A 20982-nucleotide genomic window follows, 5' to 3' on the forward strand; every position below is an offset into this window, starting at 1 on the left:
TGATCAAACACCGAGGCGCGTTGATACCAGTCAACTGAGGACCAAGCCTAACCCTGTTCGGTGCAAAAAAGAGGGTGACCGGGTGGTTCTGCTGTATTTAACGTAAATCGAGCACCGCAGCCCATTGCGCGTTAGTCACCGGCATCACCGACAGTCGCGAACCTTTCTGCACCAGCGGCATCTCGGCCAGCGCCGCCTGCTGTTTCAGATAATCCAGCTTAAGCACCTTGGGAAACGTCTCGACATGCGCGACATCGATCGCGCTCCAGGCGTTTTTCTCTGGCGTGGCCTTCGGATCGTAGTAAGGGCTCTCCGGCTCCAGCGCCGTCGGGTCCGGATACGCGGCTTCGACGATCTTTCCGATCCCGGCGATCCCCGGTTCGGGGCAGCTTGAGTGATAGAAGAAAAACTCGTCGCCTACGGCCATGGCCCGCAGAAAATTACGCGCCTGGTAGTTGCGAACCCCGTCCCAGCGCGCCTTGCCGAGCGTCTCCAGGCCCTTGATCGAGAGCTCGTCCGGCTCGGATTTCATTAGCCAATAAGCCATGGTTTTTGCTCCTTGCGAAGTGGTGGGCAAGTTGTCCGGGGATTTTATGACAAACCGACGGTCGGTTGACGCCAGCGTTTGCGTGTCGGTTCACGTTGTCGCAAAATGCCGGCCTTCTAAGCTTGACGCTGCTGCACGGCCTACACCTGAAACGGAAACCGCTGCTGTCATCGTGTTGATGTGCCTTTGGGGGGCAATCGATGAAACGCAAACCGGATTTACTATGGATTTTGGTTATTTTGTTCGGCCTCGGCGTCGTGACTACCGGCTATGCCCAAAGCCTGTGGAGCAACAAGACCGACGCACCGATCGAAATCGCGCAGCAACAACAGCCGTCGGCGTTCAAGCGCTGAACCTGTCTTCGGGCGCCGCTGATTCCAGTGGCGTCTAGCCGGCGAAATACCGCGCCTTGTCTGTCACCGTTCCCTGTAACGGCACATCCCAGCTCGCTTGAGCCAATCGTTCGACCTTCTGACATTCATGGGCCAGCCCCAATAGCGTCGGCTTGCGCCAGTTTTTACGTCGTGCCAGGTACGCCAGGCTTCGATCATAAAAACCACCGCCCATGCCCAGGCGTCCGCCGACATCGTCAAATCCCACCAATGGCAACAACACCAGATCGAGCGCCCAGACTTTGCGTTGCCGGGCGAGGTTGTGCCGGGGTTCGAGAATACGGAAGCGGTTGGGTTTGAGTTTTTCGCCGGGGCGAATTCGCTGGAACACCATTTTGGTTCGTGGCCAGGCGCTGAGTACCGGCAGATACGTCGCCTTGCCCCGACGTTGAGCGGCACGCAGCAAAATGCGCGGGTCGATTTCACCGTCGGTGGGCAGATACAGGGAGATATGTTTTGCGCGGCGAAACAACGGCTGCTGGGCCAGTTGCTTGTACAGCCCGCGAGCGGCCTGGCGCTGCTGACTGGGAGTCAGTGCGCGGCGGGCCTTGCGCAGCATGCGTCGAAGTTGCGGGCGGGGCAGCAGCGCAGGTTCGGTCATGAATTCGGCTTCAGAAGGGCAAGTACGTAAAGCGTACCCGTAAAAAAGCCGATGCCGGTATTTAAACCGGCATCGGACTGGAATCAGGCTCCCCGGATGAACCGCTGCTGACTTAGCCCTTGAACCCGAAAGTTCAAGGTGGAAGATGCAGTAGGCTTTAAGGCTTTCCGTCTAGCGGACATGCACACCAGCCCAACGTGCAACTTCCAGGGTAGTGCGAATCGGCTCAGGGACGTGGTCAACTGGCAAGCACCCCAGGGAGTGATGCGAGTATACCCCAAGCGGTTTCGCGTTTCAGCCCTTGGTGACGTCCGGATCGGTTGCGAGCACCAGATCGACGCGATCCAGCAGGTCGCGAACCTGCTCCCGGGTCGAGCCGCTGGCCTGTACATCCGGGCGTTCTTCCTTGTGCAGAAGATCGTGGGTGATGTTCAGGGCGGCCATCACGGCGATGCGATCGGCGCCGATGACTTTGCCGCTGCTGCGGATTTCGCGCATCTTGCCGTCCAGGTAACGGGCGGCGCTCACCAGGTTGCTGCGCTCTTCCTGGGGGCAGATGATCGAATATTCTTTATCGAGGATCTGCACGGTAACGCTATTGCTTGAACTCATGAGTCTTGCTCCAGGGCCTTGAGGCGCGAAATCATTGATTCGACCTTACGCCGGGCGATTTCGTTCTTTTCAATGAGGTGAGCGCGTTCCTCGCGCCAGGTCTTTTCCTGAGCTAATAGGAGTCCGTTTTGACTCTTTAGTTGCTCGACGCGGCTAATTAGCAGTTCGAGTCTGGCCATCAGCGCTTGCAGGTCGGTGTCTTCCATTGTGTCCACTGAATTTGAGTCTGATGAGTGGTAGCTGGCGGACAGCCTTTAATAGTCTTGGCGAGTCTGTCGATGTAGGATACAAGGCCTTCATTCTAGACATAGCGCCGTCTGGCGCCTAGCTGCCCATGCCCATTCAGAATTCCCCGTACCAAGCCTTCGCCAAACTGCTGACTTCCAGCGGTCATAACGTCTCGCCTGCCGAACTGCATGGCCTGTTGCTCGGCCGCAGTTGCGCCGGTGCCGGTTTCGATGCCGAAGGCTGGCTGGTCGATGCCGCCGAACTGCTCGAGAGCGAGCCGCAGGATAATGTCCGCAACGCCCTGATCGGCTTGCAGGAAATGGTCAAAGGCGAGCTCACCGGCGACGACGTGACCGTCGTTCTGCTGCTGCCGACCGATGACGAGCCACTGGCCGACCGTGCCGCCGCACTGGGCCAATGGTGCCAGGGTTTCCTCAGCGGTTTTGGCCTGAACTGCCGTGACAGCAGCATGCTGAGCACCGAGGCCACCGAAGTGCTTCAGGACCTGGCGGCTATTTCACAGGTGCAAGACGCCCTGGAAGAGTCCGACGACGGCGAAAGCGATTACATGGAAGTGATGGAGTACCTGCGCGTCGCGCCGCTGCTGCTGTTCACCGAAAGCAAAAAGCCGGACGCGCCGGCTGCCGCCAAGCCGTCGTTGCATTAATCGCGTGCCAGGGAAAGCCATCTGCCCATGATTCATATCCCGAAATCGGAATACAGCCGTCGCCGCAAGGCCCTGATGGCGCAGATGGAACCCAACAGCATCGCCATCCTGCCCGCCGCCGCCGTTGCGATCCGCAACCGCGACGTCGAGCACGTCTACCGTCAGGACAGCGACTTCCAGTACCTCAGCGGTTTTCCCGAGCCTCAGGCGGTCATCGTTTTGATGCCTGGGCGTCTGCACGGCGAATACATTCTGTTCTGCCGTGAACGCAATGCCGAACGGGAGTTGTGGGACGGCCTGCGCGCCGGGCAGGAAGGCGCGATTCGCGACTTTGGCGCCGACGACGCCTTCCCCATCACCGACATCGACGACATCTTGCCGGGCCTGATCGAAGGTCGCGACCGGGTTTATTCGGCCATGGGCAGCAATCCGGAATTCGACCGCCACCTGATGGACTGGATCAACGTGATCCGCTCTAAAGCGCACCTCGGCGCCCAGCCGCCGAACGAATTCGTTGCCCTGGATCACCTGCTTCACGACATGCGCCTGTATAAATCGGCGGCAGAAGTGAAGGTGATGCGCGAAGCCGCACGGATTTCCGCCCAGGCGCACATCCGCGCGATGCAGGCCAGTCGTGTGGGGCTGCATGAGTTCAGCCTCGAAGCCGAACTCGACTACGAGTTCCGCAAGGGCGGGGCGAAAATGCCGGCCTACGGCTCGATCGTCGCCGCTGGGCGCAACAGCTGCATCCTGCATTACCAGCAGAATGACGCGGTGCTCAAGGACGGCGATCTGGTATTGATCGACGCCGGTTGCGAGATCGACTGCTACGCCAGCGACATCACCCGCACCTGGCCGGTCAACGGCAAGTATTCAGCGGAACAGAAAGCAATCTACGAGTTGGTGCTGGCGTCGCAAGAAGCTGCGTTTGCGGAAATTGCCCCGGACAAACACTGGAATCAGGCCCACGAAGCCACGGTCCGGGTGATTACCACCGGTCTGGTAAAGTTGGGCCTGTTGCAGGGCGACGTCGACGAGTTGATCGCCAGCGAAGCCTATAAAGCGTTCTACATGCACCGCGCCGGCCACTGGCTGGGCATGGATGTGCATGATGTCGGCGAATACAAGGTCGGCGGCGAATGGCGTGTATTGGAAGTCGGCATGGCGCTGACCGTGGAACCGGGCATCTACATTGCCCCGGGCAACCAGAACGTAGCGAAAAAATGGCGCGGCATTGGCGTGCGCATCGAGGACGACGTAGTGGTCACCAAAACCGGCTGTGAAATCCTGACCAAAGGCGTACCGAAAACGGTCGCCGAGATCGAGGCCTTGATGGCCGCCGCGCGGACACAAGCGGCATGAGTCGAGTCAATCTGGCAATCATCGGTGGTGGTCTGGTCGGCGCCAGCCTGGCGTTGGCGTTGCAAGCCGGGGCCAAGGCTCGTGGCTGGAAGATCGTGCTGATCGAACCGTTCGCCCCCGGCGATACTTATCAACCGAGCTATGACGCCCGTTCCTCGGCGTTGTCCTACGGTGCCAAGCAGATTTATCAACGGCTGGGCGCGTGGCAGGAAATCTCTCGCCGCGCCGAGCCGATCAAACAGATTCATGTCTCCGACCGTGGACGCTTCTCCACCGCGCGATTGTCGGCGATGGAAGAGGGCGTTCCGGCGCTGGGTTATGTGGTGGAAAACGCCTGGCTCGGCCAATGCCTCTGGCAGGGGCTGGACAAGGACGTGATCAGCTGGCGTTGCCCGGCGGAAGTCACGCGCATGGAGCCGCTGATCGATGGCTATCGCCTGACCCTCAACGACGAAACCACTCTGGAATGCGATCTTGCGGTGCTGGCTGATGGCGGCCGTTCCGGCCTGCGCGAGCAACTGGGGATCGGCATCAAAAAGCGCCCGTATAACCAGAGCGCGTTGATTGCCAACATCACGCCGAGTGAAGCGCACAACGGCATGGCCTTCGAGCGTTTCACCGATGACGGGCCGATGGCCTTGTTGCCGTTGCCGGAAAACCGCTGCGCACTGGTCTGGACCCGATTGGGGATGGACGCGCAACGGCTGGCTGCCCTCGATGAAAAGAGCTTCCTCAGCGAGTTGCAAGGCGTGTTCGGTTATCGCCTCGGCACTTTGAAGCAGGTGGGCGCGCGGCACTTGTACCCGCTGACATTGATCGAGGCCGAAGAGCAGGTGCGTCCGCACCTGGCGATTCTCGGCAATGCTGCCCACAGCCTGCACCCAATTGCCGGGCAAGGTTTCAACCTGTCTTTGCGTGATGCTCAAGCGCTGGCCGATGCGTTGCTGGGCAGCGAAACATCTCCTGGCGACTTTGCGACCTTGCAGGCCTACCGCGAGCGTCAGCGTCTGGACCAGAACCTGACCGTGGGTTTCTCCGATCAGGTCACCCGTTTGTTCGGCAGCACTCAACCGTTGGTTTCCCTGGGCCGCAACATCGGCCTGCTCGGGCTGGACCTGTTGCCGCCGGCCAAACGCTGGTTCGCGCGTCAGGCCATGGGGCTGGGTACGCGTCCCGATGCTTAAGTGGTTCGGCAGCTGCTACCCGCCGTACCTCGGCGCGGGCACTTTGGTTAAATCCCTTTTTAGGCGGCTCAAGCCGCAAGCGAGACAGGCTTAAAGCATGGAAATGCGCGCAGATCTGCTGATTGTCGGGGCCGGAATGGTCGGCAGCGCCCTGGCGCTGGCGTTGCAGGACAGCGGGCTGGAAGTCCTGCTGCTGGACGGCAGCCCCCTGAGCGTCAAACCCTTCGATGCTCAGGCTTCGTTCGAGCCGCGAGTCAGCGCCTTATCGATTGCCAGCCAGCGGATTCTTGATCGTCTGGGCGTCTGGGACGGCATCGCCAAACGGCGCAGCAGCCCCTACACCGACATGCAGGTCTGGGACGGCAGCGGCACCGGGCAAATCCATTTCTCGGCGGCCAGTGTGCATGCCGACGTGCTGGGGCATATCGTCGAGAACCGCGTGGTTCAGGACGCCTTGCTCGACCGCCTGCACGACTGCGATCTCGGCATGTTGGCCAATGCGCGCCTGGAGCAAATGCGTCGTTCCGGCGATGACTGGTTGCTGACCCTGGCCGATGGCCGCACCTTGCGCGCACCTTTGGTGATCGCAGCGGATGGCGCCAATTCCGCCGTTCGGCGTCTGACCGGCATGGCGACGCGCGAGTGGGACTACATGCACCACGCGATTGTCACTAGCGTGCGCAGCGCCAAACCTCATCAACTGACCGCGTGGCAGCGCTTCACCGACAACGGTCCGCTGGCGTTCTTGCCGCTGGAGCGTGATGGTCAGCAGGATTGGTGTTCGATCGTCTGGTCGACCACCCCGAGCGAAGCCGAACGCCTGATGGCGCTGGATGACGAGGGATTCTGCAAAGAACTGGAACGGGCCTTCGAAGGCCGACTGGGCGAGGTGGTCAGCGCCGACCCGCGCCTGTGCGTACCGCTGCGCCAGCGTCATGCCAAGCGTTATGTGGCTGAAGGTTTGGCGTTGATCGGTGATGCGGCGCACACCATTCACCCATTGGCCGGGCAGGGCGTGAACCTGGGTTTTCTCGATGCTGCCGTGCTGGCCGAAGTGCTGTTGCAGGCGGCCACGCGTGGCGAGCGTCTGGCGGATGTGAAAGTGCTCAGCCGTTACGAACGTCGGCGAATGCCCCATAACCTGGCGTTGATGGCGGCGATGGAAGGCTTCGAGCGCCTGTTCCAGGCCGATCCGTTGCCGATTCGCTGGTTGCGCAATGCCGGGCTGAAGATGGTCGAGCAAATGCCCGAAGCCAAGGCGCTGTTCGTGCGTGAGGCGCTGGGGTTGACCGGGGATCTGCCCGCGTTGGCCAAAGCCTGACCTGTGGCGAGGGGGCTTGCCCCCGTTGGGTTGCGAAGCAGCCCCGGCATATCTTCAGACAAACCTTGCATTTCGATTTGCGACCGCTTCGCGCTCGAACGGGGGCAAGCCCCCTCGCCACATTGTTCATGGTTCCGTGCAACATCTGGTAACGTCTCCACCAACTGTTCGATTGAGAAGGTAAATGTGAGTCCATATCATTTGGCTTCATTTTTTCAATCGAGGATCGCTCCCATGTTGGTACCGAAGCGTCTATTGACCGCGCTCGCCCTGACCCTGATTGGTAGCACTGCGGCCCAGGCCGCTGACGAGGTGGTGGTTTATTCCTCGCGTATCGACGAGCTGATCAAGCCGGTCTTCGATGCCTACACCGCAAAAACCGGTGTGCAGGTGAAGTTCATCACCGACAAGGAAGCGCCGCTGATGCAGCGGATCAAGGCCGAGGGCGAGAACGCCACTGCGGATCTGCTGCTGACCGTCGATGCCGGCAACCTCTGGCAGGCCGAGCAAATGGGCATCCTGCAACCGTTCACCTCCAAGGTGATCGACGCCAACATCCCGCTGCAATACCGCTCATCCGCCCATGCCTGGACTGGCCTGAGCCTGCGGGCGCGGACCATCGCTTACTCCACCGATCGGGTGAAACCCGGTGAGTTGACCACCTACGAGGCGCTGGCAGACAAGCAGTGGGAAGGCCGCCTGTGCCTGCGCACGTCGAAGAAGGTCTACAACCAGTCCCTGACCGCCACCATGATCGAAGTCCATGGCGCCGACAAAACCGAGAAAATTCTCAAGGGCTGGGTGAATAACCTGTCCACCGATGTGTTCTCCGATGACGTCGCGGTGCTGGAAGCCATCAACGCGGGTCAATGCGACGTCGGTATCGTCAATACCTATTACTACGGTCGCCTGCACAAGCAGAAGCCAGACCTGCCGGTGAAGCTGTTCTGGCCAAACCAGGGTGACCGTGGCGTGCACGTGAACCTGTCGGGCATCGGCCTGACCAAACACGCCCCGCACCCGGAAGCCGCCAAGGCGCTGGTAGAGTGGATGACCACGCCTGAAGCGCAGAAGATTTTCGCTGACGTGAACCAGGAATTCCCGGCCAACCCTGCGGTTCAACCTTCTGCAGAAGTGGCGGGCTGGGGCAAGTTTGTGGCTGATACGTTGCCTGTGGAAATTGCCGGCAAGCGTCAGGCTGAAGCGATTCGCATGATGGATCGGGCTGGCTGGAACTGACCCCCACCGTTATTGTGGCGAGCGGCTACCTGTGGCGAGGTAGCTTGCTCCCGCTGGCCTGCGAAGCGGCCCCGTTGGCGTCGACAGGTCAGGATCGAGATGATCTGATAACCTCCTGCGGCTGCTTCGCACCCGAGCGGGAGCAAGCTCCCTCGCCACAAAATGGAGCCGACTTCAGGTTAGAGTTGGCCCAATATTTTCTAGAGAATCTCCTTGGCCCACCCCGCCCAACGCCGCTGGTACCCCCTGGTCTTCGCCATCGCTGCGCTGGTCCTGTTGCCCCTCAGCGTTTTGCTGTTGTCATGGCAAACCGTCGATCATCAAATCTGGTCCCACCTCTGGGATACCCAAATGCCGCGCCTGCTGGGCAATACCCTGACCCTGGTGCTCGGCGTCGGTATCGGTGTGACGCTCTTGGGTGTAAGCCTGGCCTGGCTCACCAGCCTCTGCGAATTCCCCGGTCGGCGCTGGCTGGACTGGGCGCTGATGCTGCCATTTGCCATTCCCGCCTATGTGTTGGCGTTCGTCTTCGTCGGCCTGTTGGATTTCGCCGGGCCCGTGCAAACCCTGTTGCGCGAATGGTTCGGCACGGGTTTGAGGTTGCCGCGCGTGCGCTCCACCGGCGGCGTGATTCTGGTCCTGGTGCTGGTCTTTTATCCCTACGTTTACCTGTTGGCGCGAACCGCGTTCCTGGCTCAGGGCAAAGGCTTGATGGAAGCGGCGCGAGTCCTGGGGCAATCCCCGTGGCAAGCGTTCTGGCGAGTCGCGTTGCCCATGGCGCGCCCGGCCATCGGCGCTGGCGTGGCGCTGGCGTTGATGGAAACCCTGGCGGATTTCGGCGCGGTGTCGGTGTTCAACTTCGACACGTTCACCACCGCCATCTATAAGACCTGGTACGGATTTTTCAGCCTCTCCACCGCTGCGCAACTGGCCAGCCTGTTGCTGCTGGTGGTGATGGTCGTGCTGTACGGCGAGCGCCGTGCTCGCGGGGCCAACCGGGCGAGCAACGAACGACCGCGGGTCAAGGCGCTGTATCACCTGCGCGGTTTCAAGGCGCTGGCGGCCATGAGTTGGTGCGGCCTGGTGTTCGCCTGCGCTTTCGTCATTCCAGTGCTTCAACTGGTGGTGTGGTTCTGGCAGCGCGGGCGTTTCGACCTCGATGAGCGTTACGCGGGGCTGATCGTCCATACCCTGTACCTGGGCGGCATGGCGGCGCTGATCACCGTCAGTGTGGCTTTAGTGCTGGCGTTTGCCCGGCGTCTGGCCCCGACCCGAGCGATCCGCTCGGGCATCAGCCTGGCCAATCTCGGCTACGCCTTGCCGGGTTCGGTGCTGGCGGTGTCGATCATGCTGGCGTTCAGTTACCTGGACCGCGAACTGGTGATCCCGTTGTCGGGTTGGCTGGGCGGCGCCGGCAAGCCATTGTTGCTGGGCAGCCTGTCGGCGTTGTTGCTGGCTTATATGGTGCGTTTCATCGCGGTGGCTTATGGACCGCTGGAAAGCAGTCTGGCGCGAATACGGCCATCTTTGCCTGAAGCGGCACGTAGCCTTGGCGTCAGTGGGCCACGACTGTTTTTCAAAGTGTATCTGCCGTTATTGCTGCCAGGAACGTTGAGCGCCGCGTTGCTGGTGTTCGTCGATGTGCTCAAGGAAATGCCTGCGACCCTTCTGATGCGGCCGTTTGGCTGGGACACGCTGGCGGTACGCATCTTCGAAATGACCAGCGAAGGCGAGTGGGCCAGAGCCTCGTTGCCTGCCCTGACCCTGGTTTTGGTCGGGCTGTTACCGGTCATCGGATTGATTCGGCGTTCAGCGCATCGAAACGCCTAGGTGCCAGTCCTACACCTTGAGGCTACAATGCGCGGCATTCGGTGCGGTCCGTCCTACGGACCAGGTAGCTGAAATCGGCTGAAAGCCTTCTATTTCAAGGCTTTCACCCCGTGCAGTACCGGCCCGCACCTTCGCCACGCCCGGAAGGAGAAACCCATGGGACAGCGCACGCCTCTGTATGACCTTCATCTCGCCCTCGGCGCGAAGATGGTCGATTTTGGCGGTTGGGATATGCCTTTGCATTACGGCTCGCAGGTCGAGGAACACCATCAGGTGCGCCGCGATTGCGGTGTTTTCGATGTATCCCACATGACCGTGATCGATGTCAGCGGCCCTCAGGCCAAGGCCTGGCTCCAGCATTTGCTGGCCAATGACGTCGAACGTCTGCACAGCCCTGGCCGTGCCTTGTACAGCACCATGCTCAACGAGCGCGGCGGCATCGTCGACGACATGATCGTCTACCGTCTCGACGACGGGTATCGGCTGGTGGTCAACGCCTCCACCCGCAATCAGGACCTCGCCTGGATGCAGGCTCACCTCGAAGGTTTCAAGGTGCAGCTCAACGAGCGCTCCGAGTTGGCGATGCTGGCCATTCAAGGTCCCCACGCCCGGCACAAAATCTCGGAACTGGTGACCCAGTCCCGGGGCAACCTGATTCAGATGCTCAAGCCCTTCGAAGGCCAGGCCGATGGTGACTGGTTCATCGCACGCACGGGCTACACCGGTGAAGATGGCCTGGAAATCGTTCTGCCGGCCAATCAGGCGCCAGGATTCTTTAACGATCTGGTGGGCGCGGGCATCTCGCCGATCGGCCTCGGCGCGCGCGATACGCTGCGGGTCGAAGCCGGCATGAACCTCTACGGTCAGGACATTCATCAAGACGTTACACCGCTGGCCTCCAACATGGCCTGGAGCATTGCCTGGGAACCGGCCACTCGCCAGTTCATCGGTCGTAGCGCTCTTGAAGCCGAGCGGGCGGGTGGTGTGCAGCACAAACTGGTCGGTCTGGTCCTTGAGGAGCGTGGGGTTTTGCGCGCTCATCAAGTGGTCCGCATCGCCAATGTTGGCGAAGGGGAGATCACCAGTGGTAGTTTCTCTCCTACGCTTAGCAAGTCGATAGCACTGGCGCGCGTGCCGATGGCGACAGCCGACCGCGCCGAAGTGGAAATCCGTGGCAAGTGGTACCCGGTCCGAGTGGTCAAACCGACCTTCGTACGCCATGGCAAAACCTTGATCTAACCTTTTCTGGCGGGCAACGACCGCTGACAATTCTCTTGAGGACACAGAACATGAGCGATATTCCTGCCGACCTGCGTTTTGCCGAAAGTCACGAGTGGGCCCGTCTCGAAGCCGATGGCAGCGTCACCGTGGGCATCAGCGATCACGCTCAGGAAGCCTTGGGCGACGTGGTGTTCGTTGAGCTGACCGAAGTCGGGACAGTCTTTGCTGCCGGTGATCAATCCGGTGTGGTGGAGTCGGTTAAAGCCGCTTCGGACATCTACTCCCCGGTTGCCGGTGAAGTGATTGCCATCAACGAAGAACTGAGCGCTAACCCTGAGTTGCTCAACTCCGACCCGTACGGTGCCTGGATCTTCAAGCTCAAGCCAAGCAACGCTGGCGATCTGGACAAGCTGCTCGATGCAGCAGGCTACAAGGCCGCCATCGGCGAGTAAGCCTTAAGCGTCACCCCCCAAAGCCCCGACTTGTCGGGGCTTTTTCATTCTTAAGATCAAAAGATCGCAGGGACATCGACTGCTATGCTGGTTTGACCGTGTTGCATCGACGTTGAGCGCCAGTCAAGAGAGAGCCCGTCATGTCCCAGTTGCCGTCCTTGAGCCAGTTACGCGACCCCAATGCCTTCCTTCGCCGTCACCTCGGGCCCGATGCCGCCGAGCAACAAGTGATGCTCGACAGCCTCGGACTTGGCAGCCGGGTCGAGTTGATCGAGCAGACCGTGCCGCCAGGAATCCGTCTGAACAGGCCGCTCGACCTGCCACCCGCCCTCGACGAAGAAGCCGCGCTGGCCAAACTGCGCGGTTATGCCGAGCAAAACCAGGTGTGGACCAGCCTGATCGGCATGGGCTACCACGGCACCCTCACGCCAGCCGTCATTGTGCGCAACGTGCTGGAAAATCCCGGTTGGTACACCGCGTACACGCCCTATCAACCAGAGATCGCCCAGGGCCGGCTCGAAGCGCTGCTGAACTTCCAGCAATTGACCATCGATCTCACGGGCCTGGAATTGGCCAACGCCTCGCTGCTGGACGAAGCCACGGCAGCGGCGGAAGCCATGGCTCTGGCCAAGCGGGTCGCCAAGTCCAGAAGCAATCTGTTCTTCGTCGACGAGAACTGTCATCCGCAGACCATTTCCGTGGTGCAGACCCGAGCAGAAGGGTTCGGCTTCGAGCTGATCATCGACACTGTGGACAACTTGAAACAGCACCAGGTATTCGGCGCGCTCCTGCAATATCCCGATACCCACGGCGAAATCCGCGACCTTCGTCCCTTGATCGATCATCTGCATGCGCAGCAAGCCCTGGCGTGTGTCGCCACCGATTTGTTGAGTCTGCTGTTGCTGACGCCGCCGGGGGAGTTGGGCGCCGACGTGGTGTTCGGTTCCTCCCAGCGTTTCGGCGTGCCCATGGGTTACGGCGGCCCTCACGCGGCGTTTTTTGCCAGTCGCGATGAGTACAAACGGGCGATTCCCGGGCGAATCATCGGCGTGTCGAAGGATGCTCGCGGTAACGTCGCTTTGCGCATGGCCCTGCAAACCCGCGAGCAACATATCCGCCGGGAGAAAGCCAACTCGAACATCTGCACCGCGCAGGTGTTGCTGGCCAACATTGCCAGTTTCTATGCGGTTTACCACGGTCCGGAAGGGCTCAAACGCATTGCCCAACGCGTCCATCGGCTGACCTGCATCCTGGCCGCTGGCCTGGAGCGCCACGGCATCACCCGCCTCAACACGCACTTTTTCGACACGCTGACGCTGGAAGTCGGGGGTACTCAGACCGCAATCATCGAAAGCGCCCAGGCTGCTCAGATCAACTTGCGCATTCTCGGGCGCGGGCGGTTGGGGCTGAGCCTTGACGAAACCTCTGACGAATCCACCGTCGCGAAATTGTTTGATGTGTTCCTCGGTTCCGATCATGGGCTCAACGTCGACGAACTGGACGCTGATACCCTTGATTCCGGCATTCCTGCCGGTCTGCTGCGTACCTCGCCTTATCTGCGTCATCCGGTGTTCAGCGCCCATCACAGCGAAACCGAGATGCTGCGCTACCTCAAGCAGCTGGAGAACAAGGACCTGGCGCTCAATCAATCGATGATCCCGCTGGGCTCTTGCACCATGAAGCTCAATGCCACCAGCGAGATGATCCCGATCACGTGGCCGCAGTTCGCCAACCTGCACCCGTTTGTACCGAAAGAGCAGGCGGTCGGTTATTCGCTGATGATCGAAGAACTGGAGCGCTGGCTCTGCGCGATTACCGGTTTCGACGCGATCTGCATGCAACCCAACTCTGGCGCCCAAGGCGAGTACGCCGGGTTGCTGGCGATCCGCAAATATCACGAGAGTCGTCATGAGGGCGCGCGGGATATCTGCCTGATCCCATCCTCGGCCCACGGCACCAACCCGGCGTCGGCGCAGATGGCCGGGATGCGGGTGGTGATCGTCGAATGCGACGAGGCGGGCAACGTTGATCTGGATGACCTTAAAGGCAAAGCAGCCGAGGCGGGCGACAAACTCGCCTGCCTGATGGCGACGTATCCTTCGACCCACGGCGTATACGAGGAAGGCATCAGCGAAATCTGCGAAGTTATCCACAGCCACGGCGGCCAGGTGTACATGGATGGCGCCAACCTCAACGCGCAGGTTGGACTGGCGCGCCCGGCAGACATCGGCGCCGACGTGTCCCACATGAACCTGCACAAGACTTTCTGCATTCCCCATGGTGGCGGCGGGCCGGGCATGGGGCCGATTGGTGTGCGCGCGCATCTGGCGCCGTTCGTGGCCAACCATCCGGTGGTGCCGATCGACGGGCCACTGGCGCAAAACGGCGCAGTCAGCGCGGCGCCTTGGGGCAGTGCGAGCATCCTGCCGATCAGCTGGATGTACATCGCGATGATGGGGCCGCAACTGGCGGATGCCAGTGAGGTGGCGATCCTCGCCGCGAATTACCTGGCGCAACACTTGTCCGGGGCGTTTCCGGTGCTCTACACCGGGCGCAACGAGCGGGTGGCTCACGAATGCATTCTTGACCTGCGGCCACTCAAGACGCTGACCGGAATCAGCGAGGAGGACGTCGCCAAGCGGCTGATGGACTACGGCTTCCATGCGCCGACCATGTCGTTTCCGGTACCGGGGACGTTGATGGTGGAACCGACCGAAAGTGAATCGAAGGCCGAGCTGGACCGGTTTATCGGGGCGATGCTGAGTATCCGCGCGGAAATCACCGAGGTGCAGAACGGCAACTGGCCAGCCGATGACAACCCGCTGAAACGTTCACCGCATACCCTGGCGGATATCACCGGGGTTTGGGAACGGTCCTACAGCATCGAGCAGGCGGTGACGCCGGATGCTCACACCAAGGCGCACAAGTACTGGCCGGTGGTGAACCGTGTCGATAACGTTTACGGCGATCGGAACCTGTTTTGCGCTTGCGTCCCGGTGGATGATTACCGCTGATCTGCGGCGCAACACAAACCCAGTGTGGGAGCGGGCTTGCTCGCGAATGCGGTTTAACATTCAACATTTATGTTGACTGACACACCGCTTTCGCGAGCAAGCCCGCTCCCACAGGGTTTTGTATCAGGCATAAAAATGCCGCTCATGGGAGCGGCATTCTTGTTCAGCGGTAAATCTTAATTCGACGCGACGGCATTCTTCGCCAGGATCGCGTTCGCCAGTTCCATGTCCGTGGCTTGCAGGCCAGGGTTGTCGGCGCGGACTTTCTGCATCGCGGCCTCCAGGTATGGACCGCGAATACCGCCGTCGCTGGCGACAAAGCTGCCGGCATCGTCCTGGGCAGCAACGATCAGTTTGTGATCCTTGAACGTCAGGTAGGTCGAACCGGTGGTCGCACCGGATGAGATGACGTTACGCCAAAAGCTATCGGCCATCGCCGAACCGACAGGAAGGGACAACAAGGCGATGGTAGCGACAGCAAGTTTGAAACGCATATTGGGTGACTCCACTGGGTTAACTGCGGCGTTGGATTACAAATCCCCCAATCGAGTTCCGTAACGGCCGCCCCTACTTTTGCTCGCTCTGCGGCGTTACCCGCAACACCTCCTCAATCGTCGTCAAACCCGCCGCCACTTTCTGCGCGCCTGACAATCGCAAGCTGCGCATGCCTTCCTTGAACGCCTGTCGCCGCACGGCCAGCAAATCGGTGTCGGGGCTGATCAGCGCTTTGACGCCGTCCGTCAGCTGCATGATTTCGTAGACCCCGGCGCGGCCGCGGTAACCGGTATCGCGGCATTCCAGGCAACCGATGGCGCGATGTGCGTTGTTCGGCAACGGTGCCTGCCAAGGCCGGGTCAGGGTTTGCCAGTCTTCTTCACCCAGGGTCAGCGGCGCCTTGCAATGCGGGCACAAGGTGCGGACCAGGCGCTGGGCCATGACGCCGAGTACCGTGGCTTTGATCAGGTAATGCGGCACGCCCAGTTCCAGCAAGCGGCTGATTGCGCTCGGCGCATCGTTGGTGTGCAGCGTCGAGAGCACCAAGTGGCCAGTGAGCGCAGCCTGGATCGCCATTTCAGCGGTTTCCAGATCACGGATCTCACCGATCATGATGATGTCGGGATCCTGCCGCATCAGCGCGCGCACACCGGCGGCGAAGGTCAGGTCGATGTTGTGCTGGACCTGCATCTGGTTGAACGCCGGCTCGACCATTTCGATCGGGTCTTCGATGGTGCAGAGGTTGACCTCCGGCGTCGCCAGTTTCTTCAGGGTGGTGTACAGCGTGGTGGTCTTGCCGGAACCGGTCGGCCCGGTGACCAGGATGATGCCGTTGGGCTGGCTCGTCATGTCCTGCCAGCGGCGCAAGTCATCGGCGGAGAAGCCCAACTGATCGAAGTTCTTGAGCAGTACTTCCGGGTCGAAGATCCGCATGACCATTTTTTCGCCGAACGCAGTGGGTAATGTCGACAGCCGCAGCTCGACTTCGCCACCGCCCGGGGTCTTGGTTTTCACCCGGCCGTCCTGGGGTTTGCGTTTTTCCGCGACGTTCATCCGCCCCAGGCTTTTCAGGCGGCTGACGATGGCCATGGTCACTTGCGGCGGGAATTGATAGACGTTGTGCAGCACGCCGTCGATGCGAAAGCGCACCGTGCCTTGTTCGCGCCGGGGTTCAATGTGGATGTCACTGGCGCGTTGCTGGAACGCGTACTGGAACAGCCAATCGACGATGTTGACGATGTGCGCGTCGTTGGCGTCCGGTTCCTGGTCGCTGGCGCCGAGGTTGAGCAACTGCTCGAAATTGCCCAGGGTGTTCATCTGCTGATCGGCGTTGGTCGCGCCGCTGACCGATTTGGCCAGGCGGAAAAACTCCACGCTGAAGCGCTGGATATCCACCGGGTTGGCAACCACACGCTTGATCGGCAGCTTCAGCACATGGGTCAGGTCGGCTTCCCAACCGGTGACGTAGGGCTGGGCGCTGGCCACGGTCACCGCGTCGCGGTCGATGGACACCGCCAGAATCTTGTGGCGCTGGGCGAAGGCGTAGGACATCAGCGGCGTAATCGCTGCAACGTTGATTTTCAGCGGATCGATACGCAGGTAAGGCTGACCGGCCTGCTGCGACAGCCACAGGGTCAGGCTTTCCAGATCAAGGTGTTTACCGGGACGGCTGAGATCGTCCAGCAGTTGGCTGGCAATGAATTCCAGCGGGTGCATCTGGCCATTGGCAGCGTGACGGCGTCGAGCATTGAGCGCGTGTTCGGCCGAGTCCTGGCTGATGAAACCTTGGGCGACCAGTTCACGCAGCAAATCATTGAGATCCAGCCAGCGGTCCTGAATGGCAAGTTGAACGGACATGCGGGCTCCTCATGAACAACAGTTCGCAAAGGATAGTCGCGGACCCGCAGACCGTTGGGCCACTACGCGACGAAGCCGTGTCGAGTTTTTTCAGCCCGCCGCCTGAGCCGGTTCATTCCACGCGGAATCAGCTGCTTGCAGCTCCACCGAACAGACGCTGATCAGGTTACGTAATTTTTCCGCGATCACCTGGGCGCGGTGCCCGCTCAGGCCGTCTATCACGATGTCGATCGACAACAGATCGTCCATCCGCTGCACGCTGACCTGTTGCGGCGTCAGAAACTGCAATGCGAACAGGTTGAGCGCCCGGCACAGCAGGTCGGGTTCGGCCTCGGCCAACATTTGATAGTGCACGCGGCAGTGGGCGTTGCTGACGTTCCAGACATCGGCGCGGGTGTGCGGGGTGTTGACGGCTTCTAGATGCGGCATGCTCGGTCTCCAAACTCAGTGGAGGAATTTTTACATTCGGTGTCGGGCATTTCTTATCTATGATTGAGCTTATTGGCGGTTGTTTGAATTGCTTGATTCGGTAAGTTATCAATTAAAGGTTTTTTTATGCATAGCGAGTTGGATGGCTACGACCGCAAGATTCTCGCGTTGCTGCAAGAGGACGCTTCGCTTTCCAGTGCACAGATTGCCGAACAGGTGGGGCTGTCGCAGTCGCCGTGCTGGCGGCGGATTCAGCGGATGAAGGAGGAGGGGATTATTCGCGGGCAGGTGACCTTGCTTGACCGGAAGAAAATCGGGCTTAACACGCAGATCTTCGCCGAAATCAAACTCAACGCTCACGGGCGTTCGAACTTCACCGAATTCACCGAGGCGATTCGCGGCTTTCCCGAAGTGCTGGAGTGTTATGTGCTGATGGGGTCGGTGGATTTCTTGCTGCGGATTGTGACGGCGGACATCGAGGCGTATGAGCGCTTCTTTTTCGAGAAGCTGTCGATGGTGCCGGGGATCCAGGAGGTGAACTCGATTGTGGCGTTGTCGGAGATCAAATCAACGACGAGTTTGCCGGTGTTGCGCTGACCCTACACTGATCATTCCCACGCAGAGCGTGGGAACGATCATCATCACGAGATTACATGCGCAGCAGCATTTTCCAGGCGCGATTCTGATACACCGCAATCGCCTGCTGCTTGCGCGCATCCAGCGATTCGTCGGTGATCGGCTCGTTGGCCAATTGAGCAAGCTGTTTCAGCTCACCGTACAGGCGATCCATTTCCGGGATGTCCAGCACGTTGCGGGCGTGGTGCAGCCAGGCCTGGATGCGCTCGATGCGCGGCAGTTGCTCGGCCAGGTCTTCCGGCTGTTGCTGATAACGCTGCAGTTGCAGGGAAGTCGCTTCCTCGCCCAGCAGACGCGGCAACCAGCTGCCCAATTGCGCAGCGCCCTGGCGATTGCCGCGGACGTTGCGATCGGCAGCCCAGGTGCGGGCCAGCAGCCAGCGCGAAGTGTTCAGCGAGAACAAGCCCCAACGCGGGTCTTCCAGTTCTTCGAGGAACTGCTCCGGCGCGGCTTTGCGCACGTCTTCGTCGTCGATACCGGCCTGTACCAGCGGGCGCCAGTCTTCGAGCAAGGCGTCCAGCGCGACGCGCAGATCGTGCGTCGACTGACGTGGCGCGGCTTGGCCCAGGCTGCTCAGCAGCGCGCGCAATTCAGCCAGGTTTTCGACCCAGTCCTGCAACAGGCGCCAGTGGCCATTGAAGCGATACTGCTCGGCCAGGCGCTGGCTGCTGCTCAGCAAGTGCCAGCTCAGCGCGGCGAAAGCGTCATCCAGCGGCATTTCGGCGGTGATCTGCGGCGCCGGCAGGCTCAACGAATAGCTGTTGGCGTCGTACAAGCGATAACCGCGCTCGGCCTTGCTGATGTCACACGGCATCAGGGCCAGGGTCGCGGCCAGTTCGGCGGCCAGCTCCAGCAGAGCGGCCGGCTCGCCTTCGCGCAGTTCCAGTTCCAGCTCGCAGATTTCTTCTTTCTGCTTGCCCACGATCACGTGACCCAGATCCAGTGCGGCTTCGATCACCACTTTGGTCTTGCCACGGCCCCAGGCGATTTCCGCGCGTTCGCGGACAAAATCGGTGGTGAAGATCGGCTTGAGGGTTTTCTTGTCCAGCTCGGCCAATTCTTCAGGCCAGCATTCGCCGTCGAGTTTCTTCACGTCGAGCTTGGCTTTGGGCAGGTTCCAGTCGTATTCGTTACGCTCGGACAAACCGGCGACGCTCTGGCCGCGGGTCTTGAGGGTCTGAATCACTTCTTCGCCATCGCGGCGCAGGCGCAGGGCAACCTTGGCGCGGGCCAGGTCGCGCTCAGGCGTGTCGAAGTACTGGTTCATCAACTCACGGCGTTCCCAGCCACTTTTGTTGCGTTTTTTCAGGAGCGGGTGCTCGCGCAGGGCAGCGAGCGTTTCTCGGCTGACGCGGAGTTTGATTTCGGTTTCTTTCTGCATGGCCGGAAAATCCAGGATCGGGAGCGCAGCCGGGGGAAATGTGTGGCTGCCAAGGTCGTGCAGTGTACAGGACTCCTCCGAGATAGGGTCCGCGACGGTTTATTCCTGTCGCCGGATGGTTCTATGATGGAGTTCAAATCGGGAGTTGGAGTCAGCGATGCCTTTGCCGTCCATGAAAGATCAGTTCGCTGCGCTGATCGCCGCGCCGTCCGTCAGCTGTACGCAGGCCCGCCTCGATCAATCCAACCGACCGGTGATTGATTTGCTGGCGACGTGGCTCGGCGATCTGGGTTTTGCCTGCGACATCCAGCAGGTCAGCCCCGGCAAATTCAATCTGCTGGCCAGCTTCGGCTCCGGCCCCGGTGGCCTGGTGCTGGCCGGTCACAGCGACACCGTGCCGTTCGATGGTGCGCTGTGGCAGACCGATCCGCTGAAACTGACCGAAGTCGACGGCCGCTGGGTCGGGCTGGGCAGTTGCGACATGAAGGGCTTTTTCGCGCTGGCCATCGAGGCCGTCATACCGCTGCTCGATCAGCCGTTCAAGCAACCGCTGCTGATCCTCGCCACCTGCGATGAAGAAAGCTCGATGTCCGGCGCTCGCGCCCTGGCCGAAGCCGGGCGGCCGCTCGGTCGTGCGGCGGTGATCGGCGAGCCGACCGGGCTCAAGCCGATCCGCATGCACAAAGGCATCATGATGGAGCGCATCGACATCCTCGGTCAGAGCGGCCACTCCTCGGATCCGCGACTGGGTCACAGCGCCCTCGAAGCCATGCACGATGCCATCGGTGAACTGCGTGGTTTGCGATTGGCATGGCAGCGTGAGTTCCGTAATCCACAGTTCAGCGTGCCGACGCCGACCCTGAATTTCGGCTGCATCCATGGCGGCGATAATCCCAACCGTATTTGCGGCCAGTGCTCGCTGGAATTCGATCTGCGTCCATTGCCGGGCATGGACCCCAATGCCCTGCGTGCGCAGATTCTGCAGAAGCTCAAGCCCATTGCCGAGTGGCATCAGGTGAAGATCGATTACGCGCCACTGTTCCCCGAAGTGCCGCCGTTCGAGCAGGCCGAGGACGCCGAATTGGTCCGTGTCGCGGAAAAGCTCACCGGCCATCGTGCCGAAGCAGTGGCGTTTGGCACCGAAGCGCCTTATCTTCAGCGTCTTGGCTGCGAAACCCTGGTGCTCGGCCCCGGCGACATTGCCTGTGCGCACCAGCCGGGGGAATACCTCGAAATGTCACGTTTGCAGCCTACGGTGCATCTATTACGTCAACTGATTGAACATTACTGCCTGACACCGGCCAAAACGCCAATGCCAGTCGGTTGAGCGAGATCCCTGTGGGAGTGAGCCTGCTCGCGATAGCGGTGTGTCAGACACTTCAGTATCGACTGACATTCCGCTATCGCGAGCAGGCTCACTCCCACAGGGGCTGTGTTACGGCTGGCAAGCCTTGTAAATTGCCGGTGTCCCAACCCGTATTCATGAGGAGAGCGCGCGTGTCGCCAAGCCTGTT

The 20982-nt window shown here is 60.7% G+C and carries 20 protein-coding genes and 1 other RNA gene; 12 read left to right on the forward strand and 9 right to left on the reverse strand.

Annotated elements, in window-relative coordinates:
• Positions 1-97 precede the first annotated feature (97 nt).
• Complete coding sequence (locus tag PFAS1_RS12465) at positions 98-547, reverse strand: EVE domain-containing protein (protein WP_076029352.1); 450 nt, start codon at positions 545-547, stop codon at positions 98-100.
• 200 nt (positions 548-747) lie between these two features.
• Here PFAS1_RS12465 and PFAS1_RS29495 point away from each other — a divergent pair, with 200 nt between their 5' ends.
• Positions 748-900, forward strand: coding sequence for a hypothetical protein (locus PFAS1_RS29495; RefSeq protein ID WP_008024268.1), 153 nt, complete (start codon positions 748-750; stop codon positions 898-900).
• Between the two features lie 34 nt (positions 901-934).
• On the opposite strand, the gene PFAS1_RS12470 is transcribed toward PFAS1_RS29495, so the two are convergent.
• The 4 genes from PFAS1_RS12470 to PFAS1_RS12485 all read right to left on the reverse strand — a co-directional run bounded on the left by PFAS1_RS12470 (position 935) and on the right by PFAS1_RS12485 (position 2358).
• Positions 935-1540, reverse strand: coding sequence for a 5-formyltetrahydrofolate cyclo-ligase (locus tag PFAS1_RS12470; RefSeq protein ID WP_074871830.1), 606 nt, complete (start codon positions 1538-1540; stop codon positions 935-937).
• Positions 1541-1625: 85 nt separating this feature from the next.
• Positions 1626-1804, reverse strand: a non-coding RNA gene (gene ssrS, locus PFAS1_RS12475) — 6S RNA.
• 30 nt (positions 1805-1834) lie between these two features.
• On the reverse strand, positions 1835-2152 hold the full coding sequence (locus PFAS1_RS12480; RefSeq protein WP_007942435.1) for a cell division protein ZapA: 318 nt from the start codon (positions 2150-2152) through the stop codon (positions 1835-1837).
• Positions 2149-2358, reverse strand: coding sequence for a TIGR02449 family protein (locus PFAS1_RS12485; RefSeq protein WP_007942437.1), 210 nt, complete (start codon positions 2356-2358; stop codon positions 2149-2151). The genes PFAS1_RS12480 and PFAS1_RS12485 overlap by 4 nt, the downstream gene beginning before the upstream one ends.
• Before the next feature lie 128 nt (positions 2359-2486).
• On the opposite strand from PFAS1_RS12485, the gene PFAS1_RS12490 reads away from it, so the two are divergent.
• The 9 genes from PFAS1_RS12490 (at position 2487) to gcvP (ending at position 14670) form a co-directional block, all read left to right on the forward strand.
• Positions 2487-3047 carry a YecA/YgfB family protein gene (locus tag PFAS1_RS12490; RefSeq protein WP_074871828.1) on the forward strand — a complete coding sequence of 187 codons (561 nt, stop codon included), beginning with the start codon at positions 2487-2489 and terminating at the stop codon, positions 3045-3047.
• 27 nt (positions 3048-3074) lie between these two features.
• The gene (pepP, locus tag PFAS1_RS12495) at positions 3075-4409 is read left to right on the forward strand and encodes a Xaa-Pro aminopeptidase (protein WP_076029353.1); all 1335 of its coding nucleotides are present in this window, start codon (positions 3075-3077) and stop codon (positions 4407-4409) included.
• Positions 4406-5593: a 2-octaprenyl-6-methoxyphenyl hydroxylase gene (ubiH, locus tag PFAS1_RS12500; protein WP_076029354.1), complete on the forward strand. Its 1188-nt coding sequence runs from the start codon at positions 4406-4408 to the stop codon at positions 5591-5593. The genes pepP and ubiH overlap by 4 nt, the downstream gene beginning before the upstream one ends.
• 103 nt (positions 5594-5696) lie before the next feature.
• Positions 5697-6914 (forward strand): 2-octaprenyl-3-methyl-6-methoxy-1,4-benzoquinol hydroxylase, encoded by a 1218-nt coding sequence (locus tag PFAS1_RS12505; protein WP_198044980.1) that lies wholly within the window; start codon positions 5697-5699, stop codon positions 6912-6914.
• 234 nt (positions 6915-7148) lie between these two features.
• Entirely contained in the window at positions 7149-8153 is a 1005-nt protein-coding gene (locus PFAS1_RS12510; RefSeq protein WP_074871821.1) for an extracellular solute-binding protein, read from the forward strand.
• A 213-nt stretch (positions 8154-8366) separates the two neighbouring features.
• On the forward strand, positions 8367-9983 hold the full coding sequence (locus PFAS1_RS12515) for an ABC transporter permease (protein ID WP_076029356.1): 1617 nt from the start codon (positions 8367-8369) through the stop codon (positions 9981-9983).
• Positions 9984-10139: 156 nt separating this feature from the next.
• On the forward strand, positions 10140-11222 hold the full coding sequence (gene gcvT / locus PFAS1_RS12520; RefSeq protein ID WP_076029357.1) for a glycine cleavage system aminomethyltransferase GcvT: 1083 nt from the start codon (positions 10140-10142) through the stop codon (positions 11220-11222).
• Between the two features lie 50 nt (positions 11223-11272).
• Positions 11273-11656, forward strand: coding sequence for a glycine cleavage system protein GcvH (gcvH, locus tag PFAS1_RS12525; protein ID WP_074871817.1), 384 nt, complete (start codon positions 11273-11275; stop codon positions 11654-11656).
• Between the two features lie 140 nt (positions 11657-11796).
• The gene (gcvP, locus tag PFAS1_RS12530; RefSeq protein WP_076029358.1) at positions 11797-14670 is read left to right on the forward strand and encodes an aminomethyl-transferring glycine dehydrogenase; all 2874 of its coding nucleotides are present in this window, start codon (positions 11797-11799) and stop codon (positions 14668-14670) included.
• Positions 14671-14846: 176 nt separating this feature from the next.
• On the opposite strand, the gene PFAS1_RS12535 is transcribed toward gcvP, so the two are convergent.
• The 3 genes from PFAS1_RS12535 to PFAS1_RS12545 all read right to left on the reverse strand — a co-directional run bounded on the left by PFAS1_RS12535 (position 14847) and on the right by PFAS1_RS12545 (position 17451).
• On the reverse strand, positions 14847-15164 hold the full coding sequence (locus PFAS1_RS12535; protein ID WP_074871813.1) for a DUF2388 domain-containing protein: 318 nt from the start codon (positions 15162-15164) through the stop codon (positions 14847-14849).
• Positions 15165-15237: 73 nt separating this feature from the next.
• Positions 15238-17022 (reverse strand): type IV pilus assembly ATPase TfpB, encoded by a 1785-nt coding sequence (gene tfpB, locus PFAS1_RS12540; RefSeq protein ID WP_076029359.1) that lies wholly within the window; start codon positions 17020-17022, stop codon positions 15238-15240.
• Between the two features lie 90 nt (positions 17023-17112).
• Positions 17113-17451 carry a hypothetical protein gene (locus PFAS1_RS12545; RefSeq protein WP_076029360.1) on the reverse strand — a complete coding sequence of 113 codons (339 nt, stop codon included), beginning with the start codon at positions 17449-17451 and terminating at the stop codon, positions 17113-17115.
• Positions 17452-17577: 126 nt separating this feature from the next.
• Between PFAS1_RS12545 and PFAS1_RS12550 the strand changes: the two genes are divergently transcribed.
• Positions 17578-18048 (forward strand): Lrp/AsnC family transcriptional regulator, encoded by a 471-nt coding sequence (locus PFAS1_RS12550; protein ID WP_018927598.1) that lies wholly within the window; start codon positions 17578-17580, stop codon positions 18046-18048.
• A 52-nt stretch (positions 18049-18100) separates the two neighbouring features.
• Here PFAS1_RS12550 and PFAS1_RS12555 read toward each other — a convergent pair whose 3' ends face one another.
• Positions 18101-19468 carry a CYTH domain-containing protein gene (locus tag PFAS1_RS12555; RefSeq protein WP_074871808.1) on the reverse strand — a complete coding sequence of 456 codons (1368 nt, stop codon included), beginning with the start codon at positions 19466-19468 and terminating at the stop codon, positions 18101-18103.
• A gap of 157 nt (positions 19469-19625) precedes the next feature.
• On the opposite strand from PFAS1_RS12555, the gene argE reads away from it, so the two are divergent.
• A complete protein-coding gene (gene argE / locus PFAS1_RS12560; RefSeq protein WP_074871807.1) occupies positions 19626-20795 on the forward strand; it encodes an acetylornithine deacetylase in 1170 nt (389 codons plus the stop codon).
• The last annotated feature ends 187 nt before the right edge of the window (positions 20796-20982 follow it).

Origin of the sequence: Pseudomonas frederiksbergensis, from assembly GCF_001952935.1 — a bacterium.
GTDB classification, from domain to species: domain Bacteria; phylum Pseudomonadota; class Gammaproteobacteria; order Pseudomonadales; family Pseudomonadaceae; genus Aquipseudomonas; species Aquipseudomonas frederiksbergensis.

Excerpts from the sequence above, each read along its gene's own strand:
- pepP (WP_076029353.1), top strand. The coding sequence starts at position 3,075 with ATGATTCATATCCCGAAATCGGAATACAGCCGTCGCCGCAAGGCCCTG.
- PFAS1_RS12480 (WP_007942435.1), bottom strand. The coding sequence starts at position 2,152 with ATGAGTTCAAGCAATAGCGTTACCGTGCAGATCCTCGATAAAGAATAT.
- gcvH (WP_074871817.1), top strand. The coding sequence starts at position 11,273 with ATGAGCGATATTCCTGCCGACCTGCGTTTTGCCGAAAGTCACGAGTGG.
- PFAS1_RS12510 (WP_074871821.1), top strand. The coding sequence starts at position 7,149 with ATGTTGGTACCGAAGCGTCTATTGACCGCGCTCGCCCTGACCCTGATT.
- PFAS1_RS12545 (WP_076029360.1), bottom strand. The coding sequence starts at position 17,451 with ATGCCGCATCTAGAAGCCGTCAACACCCCGCACACCCGCGCCGATGTC.
- PFAS1_RS12470 (WP_074871830.1), bottom strand. The coding sequence starts at position 1,540 with ATGACCGAACCTGCGCTGCTGCCCCGCCCGCAACTTCGACGCATGCTG.
- PFAS1_RS12535 (WP_074871813.1), bottom strand. The coding sequence starts at position 15,164 with ATGCGTTTCAAACTTGCTGTCGCTACCATCGCCTTGTTGTCCCTTCCT.
- PFAS1_RS12485 (WP_007942437.1), bottom strand. The coding sequence starts at position 2,358 with ATGGAAGACACCGACCTGCAAGCGCTGATGGCCAGACTCGAACTGCTA.
- ubiH (WP_076029354.1), top strand. The coding sequence starts at position 4,406 with ATGAGTCGAGTCAATCTGGCAATCATCGGTGGTGGTCTGGTCGGCGCC.
- PFAS1_RS12550 (WP_018927598.1), top strand. The coding sequence starts at position 17,578 with ATGCATAGCGAGTTGGATGGCTACGACCGCAAGATTCTCGCGTTGCTG.
- argE (WP_074871807.1), top strand. The coding sequence starts at position 19,626 with ATGCCTTTGCCGTCCATGAAAGATCAGTTCGCTGCGCTGATCGCCGCG.
- gcvT (WP_076029357.1), top strand. The coding sequence starts at position 10,140 with ATGGGACAGCGCACGCCTCTGTATGACCTTCATCTCGCCCTCGGCGCG.
- PFAS1_RS12490 (WP_074871828.1), top strand. The coding sequence starts at position 2,487 with ATGCCCATTCAGAATTCCCCGTACCAAGCCTTCGCCAAACTGCTGACT.
- PFAS1_RS29495 (WP_008024268.1), top strand. The coding sequence starts at position 748 with ATGAAACGCAAACCGGATTTACTATGGATTTTGGTTATTTTGTTCGGC.
- gcvP (WP_076029358.1), top strand. The coding sequence starts at position 11,797 with ATGTCCCAGTTGCCGTCCTTGAGCCAGTTACGCGACCCCAATGCCTTC.
- PFAS1_RS12555 (WP_074871808.1), bottom strand. The coding sequence starts at position 19,468 with ATGCAGAAAGAAACCGAAATCAAACTCCGCGTCAGCCGAGAAACGCTC.
- PFAS1_RS12505 (WP_198044980.1), top strand. The coding sequence starts at position 5,697 with ATGCGCGCAGATCTGCTGATTGTCGGGGCCGGAATGGTCGGCAGCGCC.
- PFAS1_RS12465 (WP_076029352.1), bottom strand. The coding sequence starts at position 547 with ATGGCTTATTGGCTAATGAAATCCGAGCCGGACGAGCTCTCGATCAAG.
- tfpB (WP_076029359.1), bottom strand. The coding sequence starts at position 17,022 with ATGTCCGTTCAACTTGCCATTCAGGACCGCTGGCTGGATCTCAATGAT.